This is a genomic window from Paraeggerthella sp. LCP19S3_G8 (assembly GCF_052119225.1).
Classification (GTDB): domain Bacteria; phylum Actinomycetota; class Coriobacteriia; order Coriobacteriales; family Eggerthellaceae; genus Paraeggerthella; species Paraeggerthella hominis.
In genome coordinates this window covers 1-16,754 of sequence record NZ_JBQKFQ010000006.1, presented here as the reverse complement: position 1 = coordinate 16,754, position 16,754 = coordinate 1, and the positions used below count along the sequence as shown (strand labels likewise).

Here is a 16,754-nt window from a genome sequence, read left to right as displayed (position 1 = left end):
TTGACATGAACGAAGATCGCCCCTTGAACGAAACCTCGCAGGAGTGCAAGGGCTCCCATCCTGAGGCTATGGACGTTGCCGTGATCGGAGCGGGACCCGCCGGGCTGACCGCCGGTCTGTACGCGGCTCGCGCAGGGCTCGACGTTGTGGTGTTCGAGCGCATTTCGCCGGGCGGGCAGCTTGCCCAGACCGAGCACATGGAAAACTATCCGGGATTTCCCGAGGGGGCGGACGGCTTCGAGCTGGCGTTTTCCATGAAGCAGCAGGCGGATCGCTTCGGCGTGCGCCATGTGGGCGAAGAGGTCGTGTCGGTTGACTTCGCGCAGGAGCCCAAGGTGCTGACCACCGCGTTCGGCGAATACCGCGCGAAAAGCGTCATCGTGGCCACCGGAGCCCGCCCGCGCAAGCTGGGGCTGGAGCTCGAAGATGAGCTGCAGGGTCGCGGCGTGTCGTACTGCGCCACGTGCGACGGCAACTTCTTCCGCGACAAGGAGGTCATGGTGGTGGGCGGCGGCAACACGGCCGTGGGCGACGCCATCTACCTGTCGCGCATCTGCAAGAAGGTGTACCTGGTGCATCGGCGCGACAAGCTGCGCGCTACGGCCATCTACCATAAGCGCTTGGAGGATCTGGAGAACCTGGAGTTCGTCTGGAGCGCCGCGCCGCGCAAGCTGATGGCCGACGAAGGCGCGCTTGCGGGCGTGCGCGTGGAGATGCTGAAGACGGGGGAGATTCGCGACATCCCCGTGAGCGGCCTGTTCGTGGCTGTGGGCACCGAGCCCAACACGGAGTTCTTGAAGGGGGCCTTGCAGCTGGACGAAACCGGGTACGTGGTGGCCGACGAGTCGGGCGCCACCGACGTGCCGGGCGTGTACGTAGCCGGCGACGTGCGCACGAAGTTTCTCCGTCAGGTGGTCACCGCCGTCGCCGACGGCGCGGTGTGCGCTGAAGAGGCTTCGGAGTACTTGGCGATCTAGTGCTGGTTGCTGCGAAGCGCTTTTCGATCTGCTATCATAAACCAGTTACGCAGTGGTGCCCGCTCCTGCACAGGGGCGGGCACTCGTCGCGCGCGGCGCGTGCGATCAGGTGAACCACGTTACGAAGGACAGCACACACCATGCAGGATACCGATATGCGCGAGAAGCTGGTCAAGATCATCGAGGCCTACGAGGACGTCCAGGTCAAGATGGGCGATCCGGCCGTTCTTGCTGATCAGAAGGAATACAACCGCCTGGCCAAGGAGTACGCGAACCAGGGCCCCCTTGCGAAGAAGGCGCGCGAGTACGTGCAGGCGTCCGACGATCTGGCCGCCGCCAAGGAGATGCTCTCCGACCCCGATATGAAGGAGTTCGCTCAGGAGGAGATGGCCGAGATCGAGAGCAGGCTTCCCGCTCTTGAAGAGGACATCAAGTTCATGCTCATTCCGGCCGATCCGGCGGACGACAAGGACATCATCGTCGAGATCCGCGCTGCCGCGGGCGGCGACGAGGCGGCCATTTTCGCCGGCGACCTCTACAAGATGTACGAGCGCTTCGCTGCTGCGCAGGGCTGGAAGACCGAGACCATGGACGTGTCGGCTTCGGAGGCCGGCGGCTTCAAGGAGGTTCAGTTCAAGGTCAAGGGCGACAAGGTGTACTCGGTCATGAAGTTCGAGTCCGGCGTGCACCGCGTGCAGCGCGTCCCCAAGACCGAGAGCCAAGGTCGCATCCATACGTCCACGGCCACCGTGGCCGTTCTTCCCGAAGCCGACGAGGTCGAGGTCGACATCAACGAGAACGATCTTCGCATCGACGTGTATCGCGCCGGCGGCCCGGGCGGCCAGTGCGTGAACACCACCGACTCGGCCGTGCGCATCACGCACCTGCCGTCGGGCTTGGTGGTGCAGTCGCAGGATCAGAAGTCGCAGCTGCAGAACAAGATCGCCGCAATGGCCGTTTTGCGCGCGCGCCTGTACGAGAAGATGCTGGCCGAACAGCAGGCCGCCGAGGGCGCCGAGCGCTTGGCTCAGATCGGCTCGGGCGATCGTTCCGAGAAGATCCGCACCTACAACGGCCCGCAGGACCGCGTGACCGATCACCGCATCGGCTTCAACGGCACGTACAACGGCGTGCTACTCGGCGACGGCCTGGGCGACGTGATCACCGCGTTGCAGGCCGCCGATCGCGCGCAGAAGCTGGAAGCTGCGGTTTAGGTTGAGCGACGTTTGGACTATCAAGGCCGCCCTTGATTGGACGGTCGGCTATCTGGAGCGCAAAGGCGACGAGAACCCGCGCATTTCTGCGCAATGGCTTCTGTCCGAGGCCACGGGCCTGAGCCGCATCGAACTGTATGCGAACTTCGACCAGCCCTTGTCTCTGGACGAGCGCGACGTGCTGCGCGGTTTCGTGGCGCGTCGCGGCGCCGGAGAGCCCTTGCAGTACATCACCGGCGAGGTGGGGTTTCGCCATATCACCGTGCAGGTGCGCCCCGGGGTGCTCATCCCGCGTCCCGAAACCGAGGTGCTGGTGAGCGAGGCGCTGTCGCTCCTGCCGCCGGCGCCGAAGCGCGTTGCGGCCGATGCTTGGGCGGAAGAAGCGCTTGAAGCCCCTCTTGCCGAAGCTGCTGCCGATTCCGCTGACGAGCGGGATGCCTCCGAAGATGCGCCCGATGCGCAGGTTCCTGCTCCCGAGTTGCTGGTGGCCGATTTGTGCACGGGGTCGGGCTGCATCGCGTGCTCCATCGCGTTCGAGCATCCGCTTGCGCACGTGGTTGCCACGGACATCGCGCCCGAAGCCGTTGCGCTTGCCGGCGACAACGCGCGGGCGCTCGGCTTGGACGAGCGAGTGGAGGTGCTTGCGGGCGATCTGGGGGAATGCGTTCCTTCTTGCATGATAGGCGCGCTTGACCTGGTGGTTTCCAATCCGCCGTACGTGCCTACGGCGGTGCTGGCCGACATTCCGCGCGAGGTGGCCGACTTCGAGCCGGAGCTTGCCCTTGACGGCGGATCGGACGGCTTGGACGTGCTGCGCCGGTTGTTGCCGTGGTGCGGCGCTGCGCTCAAGCCTGGCGGTGCGTTCGCGTTCGAGCTGCACGAGGGGCATTTGGACGAAGCGGCGGCCCTGGCGCGCGAAGCGGGCTTTCAGGATGTGCGCATCGTGCGCGACCTGGCGCAACGCCCCCGCGTTTTGACCGCGCGCAAGGCGGATGCCTGCAGCTAGCCTGCGACGGCATGGCGGCACGGCGGATCGCGGCGCGCGCATGCGAGGCGGCTGCTTCGCTATAATGGTGCGAAACCAAGGGAAGGGGTCGCCATGCTGGAACGAAACATCTTGGACGATAATCTTACGCTTTCGGCGTACACCATGCGAAAGCGCCTGGGCGATCGGCGCCCGCGCATCGGCTTGATTCTGGGCTCGGGCTTGAATCCGCTGGCTAACGAGATCGCCGATGCGGAGTTGATTCCCTACGTCGAGGTTCCGCGCATGAACACGAGCACGGCGGAAGGGCACGTGGGCAGGTTCGTGTGCGGAACGCTGGGCGGGAAGTGCGTGCTGGCCATGCAGGGCCGCCTGCACGGCTACGAAGGGAACTCCTCGCAGGAAGTGGCGTATCCGGTGTGGCTCATGCAGCGTCTCGGCGTCGATACGCTCATCACCACCAACGCCGTCGGCGCGCTCAACGTGAACTACCAGGTGGGCGATTTCTGCATCATGTCCGACCAGATCAACTTCACGGGGCGCAACCCCATTGCCGCGCCCGACCCGGCCAACCTGTCCGATAGGTTCTTCTCCATGTTCGACGCGTTCGACCCGCAGTTGCGCTCCATTGCCCATGATGTGGCGGCTGAACGGGGGATACGCGTGCAGGAAGGCGTGTATTTGGGCTTGCTCGGCCCAAGCTTCGAGACGCCGGCCGAGATTCGCATGTTCCGATCATGGGGAGCCGACACGGTTGCTATGAGCGTGTGCGAAGAGGTTATAGCCGCGCGCCATGTGGGCATGCGCGTGCTGGGCGTGTCGCTTGTCTCGAACATGGGATGCGGCATCGGGGGCGCAAGCCCCACCGGCGTCGAGGTGCTCGATGTGGCGAAGACGCGCGAAGCCGATTTCGCGCGTCTGATCACGGGCGTGATCGAACAGTTGTAACAACAGTGAATCCGCGCGCGTCAAGCGCTTTGGAAACTCGGCGGGAACCCGTCGGGCAGGCGTTTGGCGCACCGTATCGTTTGGAAGGAATCCATGGACCATCGGTTGAAGCTGCATGTGCTGGCAAGCGGCAGCTACGGTAACGCTGCCGTGATCGAGGACGCCGCTACGGGTGCGGGCGTGCTGGTTGATTGCGGCATCTGCAAGCGCGACTTCTTCGCGCGCGTCGACGAGGCGGGATTCGACCCGGCGAACCTTGCGGGCGTGCTGATCACGCACGACCACGGCGATCACACGAAGGGCCTGGGCGTGGTGCTGCGCGGTTTGGCGAAGCAGGGAATTGCTCCTGCCGTGTACGTGAACAGCGCTGTTCGCCTTGCGAGCAAGGAGATTCGCGCGCTCGAGGGAGCATGCGACCTGCGCGTCTTGGCGAGCGGCGATGCGCTCTCGCTTGCGGGGATGAGCGTGCATGCGTTCGCCACCTCGCACGATGCGGCTGCGTCGTGCGGGTTTCGTTTCGAAAGCTCGGACGGCGACGCGCTGGGGTTCGTGACCGATACCGGCATCGTGACGGGCGAGGCGCATGAGGGCCTGTCCAACGTGCGCATTTTGGCGCTGGAGAGCAACCATGACGTGCGGATGCTGCAAGAGGGGCCGTACCCGTATCCGGTCAAGCGTCGCATCGGGTCCGACGTGGGCCACCTGTCGAACGTTCAGGCGGCCGACGAGCTGGACGCATTGCTGTGCGCGCGGTTGGAGCAGGTGGTTGCCATGCATATCTCGCAGAACAACAACACGTACCGTCTGCCCGAGGAGTCTTTGGCTACGGTGGTGTCGCGCGCGTCTCATGGCGCGACCGTGCAGGCGGCGTACCAGGGAATGCTCGTGAGCGTGGAGTAGACGGGTTCGCTCGCCGCAGCCGCTTTGCGCCGGTGGGCGCGCAGCGGCTGCGGCTCGATCGCTTCGTGCGGCTTACTCGCCGTCGAACAACTCGGTGGAGAAGTAGCGCTCGCCCGTGTCGGGCAGAAGCGTGACCACGGTCTTGCCGGCGCCGAGCTTGCGGGCAAGGCGGCGCGCGGCGGCTACGTTCGTGCCCGACGACACGCCGCAGAGCAGGCCTTCCTGGCGAGCGAGGGCGCGAGCGGTGTCGAGGGCCTCTTCGTCCGAGACGATGCAGATGTCGTCGTAGATCTCCTGATCGAGGATGGCGGGGATCAAGCCGTCGCCGATGCCCATCTGCAGGTGCGTGCCGATGCCGCCTCCGGAAAGAATGGCGGCGTTTTCGGGCTCGACCGCCCATATCTCCACGTCGGGGTACAGGCGCTTGAGGATCTGTCCGACGCCGGAGATGGTTCCGCCCGTGCCGATGCCGGAGCAGAAGCCGTGAATGGGGCCTTCGACGTCCTCGACGATTTCGAGCGCGGTGTGGTACTTGTGGGCGAACAGGTTGTCCTCGTTCTCGAACTGCTGGGGAACGTAGACGCGCGGATCTTCCGCTGCCATGCGCTCGGCGGTGGCGATGCATTCGGCGATGCACTTGCCGATGTCCCCGTCGTCGTGCACGATGATCACGTCGGCTCCGTAGTGGCGTACGAGCTTGCGGCGCTCGACGGACACGGAGTCGGGCATGATGATGCGGGCGGCGTATCCCTTGACGGCGCACACGAGCGCAAGCCCGATGCCTTGGTTGCCGCTCGTCGGCTCCACGATGATGCTGTCAGGTTTCAGTTGACCGCGCTTTTCGGCCTGGTCGATCATCTGCCAGGCCGTGCGGGTCTTAACCGATCCTCCTACGTTCACGCCTTCGTACTTTGCGAGGATCTGGGCGGATCCTTCTTCGGAGAGGCTGTTCAGGCGGATGAGGGGCGTGCGCCCCATGGCGTCAAGCACGTTGTCGTAGATCACGATGGTTCCTCGATCATGGTTCGGGTTCGTATGCGGTAAGCATCCATTGTACCATTGCGCGTTTACGCGCATACGGAATCTACTTGACGGCGATGGTCATGATGTCGCGAGGAAGGTTCGCTCCTTCGTAGATAATGCCGTTTTCCACGAGGTCTTTGCCGATGGCGACGTAGCCTTCGGCGTCGACGCGATTTTGCGCGATTTCGTCGTCGGTGAGGGCGCGCCGCACCTTTGCGGGCGAGCCCATGACCAGCATGCCGTCGGGGATCTGGGTTCCGCCGGTAACGAGGGACCCGGCGCCTACGATGCAGTTCGATCCGACGTTCGCTCCGTCCATGATGATGGAACCCATGCCGACCAGCGTGTTGTCGCCGATGGTGCAGCCGTGCACGATGGCTCCGTGGCCGACGGTCACGCCGGAGCCGATGACGCAGTCGCTTGCGGCGCCCAGATGCACGCAGCAGTTTTCCTGGACGCTGGTTCCCTCGCCGATGACGATCTTCGATCCGTAGTCGCCGCGCAGCGTGGCGTTGAACAGGATGACGGCGTCTTTGCCGACGGATACGTTGCCGATGAGGGTGGCGTTGGGCGCGATGCGCGCTTCGGGATGGATCTCGAGTTGACGGTAGTCCATGCGGGCCTCCTTGTGACGGGCCGTTCGCGCGGTGGGCGCTCGGCCTCGCTGCTTCGTGTTCGTACTTTATTATAGGAAGGGGATCGCTGCGTTTCGAGGGGATCGCGGTTGAATGCGGCGGGCGGGACCCTCAAATCAGGGGAAGTGTGAGAAGAAGGGCGCGGGCGCTTGCGTGGGGGAGCGCGGCGGCGCGCGGTGGGGCTCGGGAATCCTCTGGCGCTCGGTTGCGTGCGGGCGCCCGCGGAGCGTAAAACCCTCGCGCTGTCAAAACTAACGAGTTTTGCGGCGGTTTTCGCTCTATGGAAGAGGTTTCGCGAGACTCCGATTTCTATTTCCCCAGTTCACGAAGTTGTGACTTGCCTTTATCCTGGTTTGAGGACCAGCAAAACTCGTCCGTTTTGACAGGAATGCCCTGATGGGCCGGTATTCGCGCGCCGACGGTCGAACGCGCGCATACGCCGGCGGCCGGGTTCGCACATGCACCGGCGCGCGCGGCCAGGTGCATGCCCTAGGCACGCGCCCCGTCGTCGGTCGTCCCGCTGCGCCGCGACGCCCGCTTGCACGCGGGGCGGCTTACGACGATGCGGGCTTGGAGGCGGGTGCGGCCTGGTAGGACCAAAGCGCGTTCGCTCGGCGCACCACGTCGTTGAAGGATCGGCTGTGGACGGCGTGGTCGCGGCGCTTCGGGTCGTTCACCACCAGCATGCCGTGCCGATCGATGTCGACCAGCACGACGTAGGACGGCTTGCTGGCGGAGGAGTCGCTGTCGAGCGATGCGATCACGGGGCGTCCCGCAGTTATCTCTTTCCTGATGGCCAGCTCGCTCGACTCCACCGAGTTCACCTTCAGCCCCAGTTGGCGCGCGCCTTCCGTAAGCAGGCCGTCGGGGTTTTCGACGTAGCCGTTGCTGCGCGCGAAAGCCGCCACGACGGACGGTCCCATGTCGGTGTCTCCCGTGACGCCGATGCGCGCCATGGCCAAGCACAGGGGCGCGCCGCCCGATGAGCCGATGGTACCCGATCCGTAAGGATCGGATGACCAGGCGGGATCGTTCTGGAAGAGCGCGGGGGCAGAAGCTTTCTTCCAAGCGGGCGCGGTGCTGTTCCCGGCTGCGTCGACGCTTTGGCTGGGCGCGGATTCGGCAGCTGGGACGCTGTCGGCCTCGGGCGCTGCGGCGATGCCGCGGGAAACGAGCGTGCCTCCGATCGTGCCCACGGCCCCTACTGCGACAATGGCGAAGATGGCCGAAAGTATCCGCATCGAGGCCGTTCCCGCAGATGGCGGGCGATTGCCGCGGTGCAGGTCGGGTGTGGCGGGACGCACGGTGGCGAAGGGGTCGCGCGCCTCGTCGGCAGTGGGCCGTTGCAACGAGACGTCGAAACGGATGCCGTGCGTTCGGTTGGGCAGGTGCCGCTCGCTTTGCGGCAAGCCGACGTGCGGCTGCGGCCCGGTGCCCTGAAACGGCATGTCGGGCAGGTTTCGGTTCGTCACGGCGGATCCTCCTTTCGCGGCCAGGCGATCGACGGCAGACGTATGGCGCGTTCCGTATCGGCTTCAGGACGCGTACGTAAAAGGAAAGTGTACGGTTTCGGTGCTTTTCGCCGCGTTTGTCGACGAAACCGTTGCTCGGTTCTGACTGACTGGTTGACGGATTGTCATCTTGGGCATGCGTGTTGCGTTCTGGCATCGAATCGCGGTACGGGCGCCTTCGACGCTGTCCCTCGGTCCTGTCCGCCTCATTTCCGAGTTGGCTCGTGTGAATTTCCTGCGCGCGCCGCGCGCCCGTCGAAGTTTCGCTTGTGCGCGCGGCAAGCTGGGGTATACTGGCCTGCAACAACTTCATAGAACGAAATGCGTTGACGAGGACAGTAGGGACGAACCCATCTTCAGAGAGCCGGCGGATGCTGCGAGCCGGTGGTGGGCGGCCTGAACGCCACCTCCGAGCAGTTCGGTTCGAACGTTGCGCGGCTCACCCGGACGATCTTCGGGAACCCGCGAGCAAGTAGGCTGAACCGGCGACTCCGTTATCAGTCTGATTGAGATAGGCCGCGCGTCTTCGTCGCGTCGTATCCGCTTTCCTTCTGAGGTCCTGGTGCAGCTTACGTGCAACAGGATTTTTTTATGGTCGGACTCGAAGGAAGGAGCCAGATGCAGCTGAGAAGCGAAGCCGTTACCGCCGGCGTGGCGCGCGCCCCCCACCGCAGCTTGCTCAAGGCGGACGGCATCACCGACGAGGAGCTGAAGCGCCCGCTCGTTGCGGTGTTCAACTCCCGAAACGACGTTATTCCCGGACACAACAACCTGGATAAAATCGCCGAGGCCGTAAAGGCCGGCATCTACATGGCGGGCGGCGTGCCGTTCGAGCTTTCGACCATCGGGGTGTGCGACGGCATCGCCATGAACCACGACGGCATGCACTACTCGCTCGTGTCGCGCGAGGTCATCGCCGACAGCCTGGAATGTGCCGTGCAGGGCCACGCCTTCGACGCCCTCGTATGCATTCCCAACTGCGACAAGATCGTGCCGGGCATGCTGCTGGGCGCCCTGCGCGTGAACATTCCCACGGTGTTCGTGTCCGGCGGCCCCATGCTGGCCGGAAAGCAGCCCGGCGGCTGCGGCCCCTCCACCGACCTCAACACGCTGTTCGATGGCGCGGCTGCCGTTCAGCAGGGATCCATGACGATTGATGAGCTCAAGCACTACGAAGACACGGCGTGCCCTACGTGCGGCAGCTGCTCGGGTCTGTTCACGGCGAATTCCATGAACTGCTTGTGCGAAGCCCTGGGTATCGCCTTGCCGGGCAATGGCACGGTGCCGGCGGTCTATTCCGAGCGCATCCGCCTGGCGAAGCACGCCGGCATGAAGGTGATGGAGCTGCTGGAGCGGGGCGTATGCATGCGCGACATCGTGAACGCCGCCGCCGTGCACAACGCTATGGAGTGCGATATGGCGTTCGGCGGCTCCACGAACACGGTGCTGCATCTGACGGCCATCGCGCGCGAAGCGGGATGCCCTGTGACCATGGACGACTGGGACGCTGCAAGCGCGCGCACTCCTCATCTGGTGAAGCTGCAGCCTTCGGGTCCGCGCCCGCTCAGCGACCTGTACGAGGTGGGTGGCGTGCCGGTGGTCATGCACGAGCTGGCGAAGCTCGGGCTGCTCGACCGCACGGCCGTGACGTGCATGGGGCCGATGGACGACTATCTGGCGTCGTGCACGAAGCCGGCCGACGGCGAGGTGTGCCGTTCGCACGACAACCCGTTCTCGCCGGTGGGCGCGCTTCGGGTGCTGCACGGCAACATCGCGCCTGATGGGGCCGTTGTCAAGAAGTCGGCGGTCGATCCGTCCATGATGAAGCACACGGGACCGGCGCGCTGCTTCGACAGCGAGGAGGCGGCTTGCGCGGCGATCTACGCGGGCGAGATCGTCTCGGGCGACGTCGTGGTCATTCGCTACGAGGGCCCCAAAGGCGGCCCGGGCATGCGCGAGATGCTCACTCCCACGTCGGCCATTTCGGGGATGGGCCTGTCCACGAGCGTCGCGCTCATCACCGACGGGCGCTTCTCGGGCGCGACGAAGGGCCCGGCCGTCGGGCACGTGAGCCCTGAAGCCGCGGCGGGCGGGCCTATCGCGCTCGTTAAGGAAGGCGATCAGGTGACGGTGGACATCGAAGGCGGCGCGCTCACCCTGCACGTGAGCGACGACGAGCTTTCCCGGCGTCGCGAGGCGTTTCGCCTTCCCGCGCCGAAACACGATCATGGCGTGCTCGCGAAATACGCGAAGCTCGTTTCATCTGCGGACAAGGGGGCGTACGTCTCATGAGCGAACGAATCGAAGAACGCGATGCGCGCGATCCTGCCGCGTGCGGTGCGGCGGGTCGACAGAAAGCGTCGGCACCGCGAGCCGCGGCCAGCGCGGCTGCAGTGGGCGCTCCGCGCGGGTTGGGAAGCGGCACCGCCAAGCAGGGATCCACGATGATCGCGGCTGAAGCGGTGATCGCCTCCCTCGAGGCCGAGGGCGTAGACGTGGTGTTCGGCTATCCGGGCGGCCAGGCCATCAAGATGTACGACGCGCTGTACGATTCCCAGCAGATCACGCACGTGCTGTCTCGGCACGAACAGGGCGCGGTGCACGAGGCGGACGGGTACGCCCGCGCCACGGGCAACGTGGGCGTGGTCATCGTGACCAGCGGGCCGGGCGCCACCAACACGGTCACGGGCATCGCGACGGCCTACATGGACAGCGTGCCGCTCGTGGTCATCACGGGCCAGGTGCCGCGCGGCGTGATCGGCACGGACTCGTTCCAGGAATCGGACATCGTGGGCATTTCCATGCCGGTGGTCAAGCACAGTTACCTGCTGCAGTCGACCGACGAGCTGACCCGCACGTTTCGCGAGGCCTTCCATATCGCCAAAACCGGGCGACCCGGCCCGGTTCTCATCGACGTGCCAAGCGACCTTGCCTCCGAAAGCATGGTGTTCTCCTATCCCGACGAGGTGAACCTGCCGTCCTACAAGCCCACGTATCGCGGCAACGCCAAGCAGATCAAGCAGGCCGTGGCCCGCATCAAGCAGGCCGAGCGCCCCGTGCTGTACGTGGGCGGCGGCATCGTGTCGTCCGGCGCTTCCGACGAGCTGATCCGCCTGGCCGAGCTCATGCAGATTCCCGCGGTCACCACGCTTATGGGCAAGGGGGCGTTCCCGGCTTCGCACAAGCTCAACCTGGGGCCGGTGGGCATGCACGGCTCCAAATACGCCAACCTGGCCATGACGGAAAGCGACCTGATCATCGCTGCGGGCGCTCGTTTCTCGGACCGCGTCACGGGGAAGCTCGACGAGTTCGCGCCCCGGGCCGACGTGATCCACATCGACATCGACCCTGCCGAGATCGGCAAGGTCCGCGAGGTGCAGATTCCCATCGTGGGCGACCTCAAGGGCGTTTTGGCCGGCATCGTGGCGGCGCTCGAGAAGGAGAACGCCCAGCCTGCGACGAGCGATTGGGTCGAGAAGATAGCGGCGTGGCGCTCGCGTTACCCGTTCTACCATCCTGACCTGGGGGACAATCCCGAAGAAATCGTGCCTGAGGTGGTCATGCGAAAGCTGTCCGCTCTGCTGGACCCGCACAAGAGCATCGTGGTCACCGAAGTGGGCCAGCATCAGATGTGGGCGGCTCAGAGCATCGATCGCGAGGCGCCGCGCACGTTTTTGTCGTCGGGCGGTTTGGGCACCATGGGATTCGGCTTTCCGGCGGCTATCGGCGCGGCCATCGGCTGCCCCGAAAAGCGCGTGGTGTGCGTGGCCGGCGACGGGTCGTTCCAAATGAACAGCCAGGAAATGGCCACGGCCGCCGTGCACGGCACGCCGGTGAAGGTGCTCATCATGGACAATCGCTGCCTGGGCATGGTGCATCAGTGGCAGCGGCTGTTCTACGAGGGCCGCTACTCGGCTACGCTGCTGGACGCGACGCCCGATTTCGTGAAGCTGGCCGACGCGTACGGTTGGCAGGGCGAGCGCGTGGAGCATCCCGATCAGCTGGATGCGGCGCTTGCGCGCATGCTGGAGGCGCCGGGCCCCTATTTGCTCGACGTGGCCATTTCGCGCGATCAGAACGTGTATCCCATGGTGGCGCCGGGCCGCGCGCTCGACGAGGTCATGGGGGCGATCGACGTGGCGGTGGGCGCCGTGCGCATCGACGTGCCCGCAGCCGGGCAGAAAGGGGAGGGACGATGAGGCACATCCTGTCTGTTCTCGTGGAGAACAAGCCCGGCGTGCTCTCGCGCGTGACGGGGCTCATCTCGCGGCGCGGCTTCAACATCGAGTCGCTGTCCGTCGGTCCCACCGAAGATCCCACCATGTCGCGCGTGACGGCCATCGTCAAAGCCGACGAGGTTGCGTTCGAGCAGATTACCAAGCAGCTTCACAAGCTGATCAGCGTGCATAAGATCACCGACCTCACCAACGACGCCGCCATCGAGCGCGAACTGGTGATGTTCAAGGTGAACGCATCGCCCGAGCGGCGCAGCGAGATCATCGAGATCGCCAACGTCTTCCGCGCGAAGATCGTCGACGTGGGAAGAAGCTCGCTCACTATCGAGGCCACCGGCGACGAGAACAAGCTCAAGGGCATGGAGGACCTCTTCCGCGCCTATGGCATCAAGGAGATCATCCGCACCGGCAAGATAGCCATGTCCCGAAACAGCAAGGACGTGTAGCTTTTCGCAGCTTTTCCGAAAGTCCAAGCAAGGTACCATCAGCCAATAGAAAGGAAAACGAACATGGCTGTTACGATCTATCACGAGAACGACGCGAATCCGCAGCTCATCCAGGACAAGAAGATCGCCATCATCGGTTACGGAAGCCAGGGCCACGCCCATGCGCTGAACCTGGTCGATTCCGGATGCGACGTGCGCATCGGGCTGCGCGAGGATTCTCGTTCGCGGGGGAAGGCCGTCGCGGCGGGCTTGCAGGTGATGAGTGTGGCCGAGGCAGCCGAGGAAGCCGATCTCATCATGATCCTCACGCCCGACGAGACTCAGGCGGCTACGTACGAGGCCGAGATCGCGCCGCATCTCAAGGCGGGCGACACGCTGGCGTTCGCGCACGGCTTCAACGTGCACTACGGCTACATCACGCCGCCCGAGAACGTCGACGTGATCATGATCGCGCCGAAGGGTCCGGGCCACATGGTGCGCCGCGTGTTCACCGAAGGAGCGGGCGTGCCGTGCCTTATCTGCGTGCACCAGGACGCATCGGGGCAGGCCAAGGACGTGGCGCTGTCGTACGCGTGGGGCATCGGCGGCGCGCGGGCCGGCGTGGTGGAGACCACGTTCAAGAACGAGACCGAAACCGACTTGTTCGGCGAGCAGGCCGTGCTCTGCGGCGGGGTGACGGCGCTCATCAACGCCGGCTTCGAGACGCTGGTGGAGGCGGGCTATCCGCCCGAGATGGCATACTTCGAGTGCTTCCACGAGATGAAGCTCATCGTGGACCTCATGTACGAGGGCGGCATGTCCAACATGCGCTACTCCATCTCGAACACGGCCGAGTACGGCGACTACTACGCTGGGCCACAGGTCATCGGCGACGAGGCGAAGGCCGCGATGAAGGACATCCTCGCGCGCATCCAGGACGGCAGCTTCGCGCACGAGTTCATGGAAGATTCCAAGAACGGCCAGAAGTGGCTGCAGGAGCAGCGCATGGAGCACGGCAATGCTCCGATCGAGGAAGTGGGCGTGGGCATTCGCTCGATGTTCAGGTTCGCGCGCCACTAACCCGGGGCGCTGCGCGTCTTCAGGGCGGGCGCGGCTTTTCATGCGAGGACGCGAAACGCGGGCGGCGCAGGCACGAGCTTGCGCCGCCCGCTTGCGTCCGGCAAGTGCGCCTTTGCGGAGCGGGCGCGCCTGGTCGGGCGTCGTCCGGCAAGTGCGCCCGCTTGCGATCGTGCGCGGGCGGACCTTCGTTGCCCGCGTGCGACTACTCTCGATCGGCGGCGCACGTTCGCGCTCGGCGTCGCGCGCCCTCGACCGGTCGCACTTGGGCGAATTCCGCTCGATGGGCTCCTGTTCGCTCGGCCGTTCCGGGTTGCGCAGCAAATAGGGCGTTTGCTGGCAGGTTTTCACGGTTTGAGGTTGTTGGGCGAGCCTTCGTGGGTGCACACGAACAGCTTGCATCGTATCACCCCAGTTCAGAGCTTTGCGCTGATGCAGTGAATGTTGGAATGCACTTGTGACGTGTCATATGACGACCTCAAACCGTCAAAAACCGCCAGCTAACGCGATTTTGCGAGCGCACGGCCTTCTCGCGGGTGCGGGGCACGCCCGTGGGCTCGCGTTCGCGGGCATGCGGTGCGCTTGCGGGCATGCGGCCCGCTCGCGGGCATGCGATCCCCCGCGCTTGCCGACTGCCTCGTCGCAGCGCGGGCGGCCTTCCGTCGTTTCCGTGGCGTTGCTTGTTCGCCCTTGCGCCCGATCGTACACTGCTGGTATGAATTCGACTATCAAAGACATCGAGCGCGTTGCGATGGCGTGCCTGCGGCGCATGTGCGCCTGGGTTGCGCGTCCGTTCGACAGCTGGTATCGATGGGGGATTCCCGTGCTTCTGTTCGCGGCGTTTTGCGCCGCGCTGCCCGCCTGGGTCGGCCTGACCTTGTTCCTGCCGCTTTCGGTTGCGCTCTCGCTGAAGACGGCATGCGCAATGCGGCGCATTCATAACCTGGAGCTTGTCGATGTCGTGGAGCGCAACGGGGTGGACGAACTTGACACCGACCGCGATCGCGTGCAGCGAGCGTGGGTCCTCAGCTGCGGCTCCATCGTGGCGGCGACGGTGTTCGCGCTGATCGTTCGCGCGGTGCTCTCGCTTTTCCCGGGCGTGGCGATTCCCTCTACGCTTGCCACGTACCTGGCGTTCGCCGCGGTGCTCATGGGCGGGTTTTTACTGCTCTACTTTCTTGCGCTGCGGTTCGACGGCGCCTTTCTGCGCGGCATGGCCAGCGTGTCCGTCACGTTGCCGGCGTTCTTCATCATCGTGGCCGTTGCCAGCATGCTGCTTTCCTGGGTCATGTCCGTAGTGCAGGATTGGGGCCTGTCCGCCGAAACCATGCTGGCGGGCGGGTTTTCCTGGCTGTACCAGGTTCAAAGTGTTCTGAAGGTGGCTACCGACTACTTCTTGCAGCAGGATCCGCTGATCGTGGGCGCATCGATCGTGTTCGCGGCGCTTTTGCTGCTGCTGTACACCTATACGGTTCCCCAATACTGGATGGGCAGCGTTCGCTGGTGGCTCAAGGGAATGGGGCTGGCGGCGGCGGTGTTCTCGGGCGCGGCCATCGTGTTCGCGGGGGTGTGGGTGTCCGACGTGCAGCAATGGGTTGCCTCGAGCGAAGGCCGCGCGCTGGACGCGAGCCTTTTGGGAGGCCAGGCTGCGGCGCTTTCAAGCTATCGGCGCGAGGACATGATCGCGCTCGTTCGGGCACTGGTGCTGCCCTATACGGTGGGCGTGTTCGTGGCGAACGCGGCGCTCGCGTGGCGAAGGGCCGTGGCGAAAGAGAAAAGCGACGCGATCCTCGATGGGTTCGCCGAATCGGGGTGCTTCGACGAGCGGAAGATCTCCCAGATAAGAAAACGCTACCTGTACTATTGCGGCAACCGGGTGCTGTGGGACATCGCGATGCGCTCCATCGGCCGCGACGTGCCTTTGCCCCATCCGTTCGCCCCGCGCAAGCTGACGCTCAAAGAGCGTCTCACGGGCGAACTTGACGATGCCGCCGGACGCGGAACGGCCTCGTAGCGGCCTTCTTGCGGACGAAATGCTTCGCTCGCTTGATTTCGGTCGCAGCCGTCGTGGCTCGGTGCTACCATAGGCCGCATCGAGACAAGGGAGGCTGCTATGAAGACGAAAACGTTTGGGAAGCTGTGCGCGTGCGTGTGCGCAACGGCGCTCGCCGCTTCGGTGATGGCCGGATGCACGGGCGCGCAGGGAGCTTCGCAGGAGCCGCCGTCGCTGGTCAACGGCGTGACCGACCAGCAGGAGATCGTGTACTGCCTGTACTTCGGGCTGTACGACAAGGATGCCGGCAAGCAGGTGCTTACGATGGACGAGGCGAAGGACATCCTTATCCCGCTGTTCGTCGAAGCAGGGTCGGGCTACACGGTGTACGAGGCCGAAGGCGGCTATGCCGCCGAAGACGGCACCATTATCCAAAACGATACGCTCGTGTTCGATAGCGTGCACGGAAGCGACCAAGCGGTGATCGACCTTATCGAAAAGGCCAAGGCTGCTCTGAACGTCGAGAGCGTCTACTGCGAATCGAAGGCCGTCGGGTACAAGATGTACGGCGGCGTGATGTCGAACGTAGAGTAAGCTGACGGCGCCCGGCGGCGCGTGACGGCGAGGCGAGGGCAGGGCCAAGGAAGCGTCGCCCCAGTAGTCGCCCGGTCGCTTCGCGCCGCGCCCGTTGCCCGCCCTTGCCGCTTCGGTCGTTTCGTTCGTCTTGCTCCGTCCCGCCAATGAAACGTGCCCGGGCTGCGGAGCCCCGGCCCGTGGGGGATGGCCGCGCGAATGCCCCCCCCGTCCGCGTGGTATGATAAAAGGGAGTTT

At 64.9% G+C, this 16,754-nt stretch carries 14 protein-coding genes; 11 read left to right on the top strand and 3 right to left on the bottom strand.

Going from position 1 to position 16,754, the window contains the following annotated elements; all coding sequences use genetic code 11:
- Window positions 1-5 precede the first annotated feature (5 nt).
- The 5 genes from trxB (at window position 6) to ACTQZK_RS07995 (ending at window position 5,024) form a co-directional block, all read left to right on the top strand.
- A complete protein-coding gene (trxB, locus tag ACTQZK_RS08015; protein WP_114566971.1) occupies window positions 6-977 on the top strand; it encodes a thioredoxin-disulfide reductase in 972 nt (323 codons plus the stop codon).
- Window positions 978-1,117: 140 nt separating this feature from the next.
- The gene (gene prfA / locus ACTQZK_RS08010; protein WP_220149564.1) at window positions 1,118-2,191 is read left to right on the top strand and encodes a peptide chain release factor 1; all 1,074 of its coding nucleotides are present in this window, start codon (window positions 1,118-1,120) and stop codon (window positions 2,189-2,191) included.
- Between the two features lies 1 nt (window position 2,192).
- Complete coding sequence (locus ACTQZK_RS08005) at window positions 2,193-3,197, top strand: N5-glutamine methyltransferase family protein (protein ID WP_216529744.1); 1,005 nt, start codon at window positions 2,193-2,195, stop codon at window positions 3,195-3,197.
- A 93-nt stretch (window positions 3,198-3,290) separates the two neighbouring features.
- Window positions 3,291-4,124 (top strand): purine-nucleoside phosphorylase, encoded by an 834-nt coding sequence (locus ACTQZK_RS08000; RefSeq protein ID WP_216529743.1) that lies wholly within the window; start codon window positions 3,291-3,293, stop codon window positions 4,122-4,124.
- Between the two features lie 93 nt (window positions 4,125-4,217).
- A complete protein-coding gene (locus ACTQZK_RS07995) occupies window positions 4,218-5,024 on the top strand; it encodes an MBL fold metallo-hydrolase (RefSeq protein WP_441899237.1) in 807 nt (268 codons plus the stop codon).
- Window positions 5,025-5,096: 72 nt separating this feature from the next.
- Here the strand turns inward: ACTQZK_RS07995 and cysK are convergent, their stop codons facing one another.
- The 3 genes from cysK to ACTQZK_RS07980 form a co-directional block, all read right to left on the bottom strand.
- Complete coding sequence (gene cysK / locus ACTQZK_RS07990) at window positions 5,097-6,029, bottom strand: cysteine synthase A (protein WP_114566967.1); 933 nt, start codon at window positions 6,027-6,029, stop codon at window positions 5,097-5,099.
- A gap of 79 nt (window positions 6,030-6,108) precedes the next feature.
- A complete protein-coding gene (locus ACTQZK_RS07985) occupies window positions 6,109-6,663 on the bottom strand; it encodes a gamma carbonic anhydrase family protein (protein WP_441899235.1) in 555 nt (184 codons plus the stop codon).
- A gap of 573 nt (window positions 6,664-7,236) precedes the next feature.
- Window positions 7,237-8,154, bottom strand: coding sequence for a hypothetical protein (locus tag ACTQZK_RS07980; protein ID WP_114566965.1), 918 nt, complete (start codon window positions 8,152-8,154; stop codon window positions 7,237-7,239).
- 657 nt (window positions 8,155-8,811) lie between these two features.
- Between ACTQZK_RS07980 and ilvD the strand changes: the two genes are divergently transcribed.
- The 6 genes from ilvD (at window position 8,812) to ACTQZK_RS07950 (ending at window position 16,517) form a co-directional block, all read left to right on the top strand.
- Window positions 8,812-10,485, top strand: coding sequence for a dihydroxy-acid dehydratase (gene ilvD / locus ACTQZK_RS07975; protein WP_441899233.1), 1,674 nt, complete (start codon window positions 8,812-8,814; stop codon window positions 10,483-10,485).
- Window positions 10,482-12,392: a biosynthetic-type acetolactate synthase large subunit gene (gene ilvB / locus ACTQZK_RS07970; protein WP_441899231.1), complete on the top strand. Its 1,911-nt coding sequence runs from the start codon at window positions 10,482-10,484 to the stop codon at window positions 12,390-12,392. Before ilvD ends, ilvB begins: the two co-directional genes overlap by 4 nt.
- Complete coding sequence (gene ilvN, locus ACTQZK_RS07965; protein WP_114566962.1) at window positions 12,389-12,874, top strand: acetolactate synthase small subunit; 486 nt, start codon at window positions 12,389-12,391, stop codon at window positions 12,872-12,874. Before ilvB ends, ilvN begins: the two co-directional genes overlap by 4 nt.
- Window positions 12,875-12,937: 63 nt before the next feature.
- Window positions 12,938-13,933, top strand: a complete 996-nt coding sequence (gene ilvC / locus ACTQZK_RS07960; RefSeq protein WP_216529738.1) for a ketol-acid reductoisomerase — start codon at window positions 12,938-12,940, stop codon at window positions 13,931-13,933.
- A gap of 712 nt (window positions 13,934-14,645) precedes the next feature.
- Window positions 14,646-15,944 (top strand): hypothetical protein, encoded by a 1,299-nt coding sequence (locus ACTQZK_RS07955; RefSeq protein WP_441899228.1) that lies wholly within the window; start codon window positions 14,646-14,648, stop codon window positions 15,942-15,944.
- A gap of 99 nt (window positions 15,945-16,043) precedes the next feature.
- A complete protein-coding gene (locus ACTQZK_RS07950; protein WP_428421243.1) occupies window positions 16,044-16,517 on the top strand; it encodes a hypothetical protein in 474 nt (157 codons plus the stop codon).
- Window positions 16,518-16,754: the final 237 nt, after the last annotated feature.